Origin of the sequence: Streptomyces sp. MUM 2J (assembly GCF_022414535.1) — a bacterium.
GTDB lineage: Bacteria > Actinomycetota > Actinomycetes > Streptomycetales > Streptomycetaceae > Streptomyces.
The window spans coordinates 1-581 of sequence record NZ_JADWYM010000127.1; the positions used below are offsets into that span (position 1 = coordinate 1).

The following is a 581-nucleotide window of genomic DNA, read 5'->3' on the forward strand; positions in this document are numbered from 1 at the left end:
GCGATGCCGAGGCGGGCGAGTCGGGCCCGGTCGGCTGCTGCCAGCCGACCGGTCATGCCACTGCTCTCCTCCCACAGACCCCACGCGAGGGAGTGAGCTGGCAGCCCCTGCGCACGCCGGTCGGCCGCCAGCTGGTCCAAGAAGGCGTTGGCCGCCGCATAGTTGGCCTGCCCCGGTGTGCCGATCACACCCGCCACCGAGGAGAACAGCACGAAGGCGTCCAGCGGCAGGTCACGCGTCAGCTCGTGCAGGTGCCAGGCCGCCTCCGCCTTCGGCCCCCACACCCCCGCCACACGCTCCGGCGTCAGGTTGGCCACCGTCGCGTCGTCCAAGACACCCGCCGCGTGCACCACACCCCGCAGCGTCGCAGCGACCTCGGCGATCACCCCGGCCAACGCCTCCCTATCAGCGACATCACAGGCCACCGCCCGCAACCGCACACCGGACAGAACACTGAGGTCTTCCGGAAGACGACCGGAGCGACTGACCAGCACCACATCCCGCACCCCGTACCGCTCCACCAGATGCCGCACCACCACCCGGCCCAGCGTCCCCGTCGCACCGGTCACCAACACCGTGCC

General features: G+C 71.4%; 1 protein-coding gene. It reads right to left on the minus strand.

Annotated features, from left to right (window positions below; translation table 11 throughout):
• Positions 1-581 (minus strand): SDR family NAD(P)-dependent oxidoreductase (locus I3F54_RS31935; RefSeq protein WP_240122415.1); only part of this gene is annotated, 581 nt, incomplete at both ends.